General features: G+C 65.6%; 1 protein-coding gene. It reads right to left on the reverse strand.

Translation table 11 applies throughout. The annotated features are described in order from the left end of the window. Positions 1–44: 44 nt before the first annotated feature. The gene (istB, locus tag B0E41_RS13350) at positions 45–809 is read right to left on the reverse strand and encodes an IS21-like element helper ATPase IstB (protein ID WP_077331647.1); all 765 of its coding nucleotides are present in this window, start codon (positions 807–809) and stop codon (positions 45–47) included. Positions 810–898: the final 89 nt, after the last annotated feature.

An 898-nucleotide genomic window follows, 5' to 3' on the forward strand; every position in this document is an offset into this window, starting at 1 on the left:
CCCACCCTTGGCCACCCCAAATTCCCCCAGGCAGGACGGCCGGATTATGACGACTCGGGTGTGACGGCGATGCGTGCCGCTGCCTCCTTGAGTCGGTAGCTCTTGCCCTCGAACTCCAGCATTGCGCAGCGGTGCATGAGGCGGTCCAGGATGGTGCTGGCCATGGTGGCGTCGCCCAGGTATTTGCCCCAGTCCTGCACCACCCGGTTGGAGGTCACCACGATGGAGCGGCGCAACTTGTAGCGCTGGTGAACGATGGCCTGCAGCACCTCGGCGGCGTGCTCGCTGATGCGTCTGGCCAGGAACAGGTCATCGAGGACGAGCAAGTCCGGTGCGACCCAGTCCTTGAGCAACTCGGTGCGCTCGGATTCACTGGCCAATGCGTAGCGAGCAAACTCCGTGTCGGCTTCCAGGTAACGCGCGTCGTAGCCCTGCAACGTGGCCTGGTAGGCCACGGCCTTGGCCACATGGCTCTTGCCGGTGCCGGGCTTGCCGATGATCAGCGCATTGGCGCCCTCGCCGATGAACTTCAGGGTGTGCAACTCGAAGCAGGCGCTGCGCGGCAGCTTTGGATTGAAACGCCAGTCAAAGTCCGCCAGGGAGGGCCGCTCATCCAGGCCCGAGCGTTTGAAGCGGCGCTCGGTCAGGCGCGAGCGGCGCCGGTCCAGCTCGTCTTGCAGCATGGCGGCGAAGGTCTCCAGGAAGGGCTGCTGGGCGGCCTGGGCCTGCATCACGCGGGTCGACAGGGTCTCGGCGATACCGGAGAGACGCAGCTCGCGCAGCGCGCGTTCTATCTCGATCATGTTCATGGCTGAACTCCAGGTGCGTTGTTGTTGGTGGTGGTGTTCGCCGTGGCGGCGGCGAGCGTGCTCGTGGCTGTGACGGCCGCAGCATGCGC

It is taken from the genome of Hydrogenophaga sp. A37 (assembly GCF_002001205.1).
GTDB lineage: Bacteria > Pseudomonadota > Gammaproteobacteria > Burkholderiales > Burkholderiaceae_C > Hydrogenophaga.

Coding starts and splice junctions, on each gene's coding strand:
- istB (WP_077331647.1), bottom strand. CDS start 809: ATGAACATGATCGAGATAGAACGCGCGCTGCGCGAGCTGCGTCTCTCC.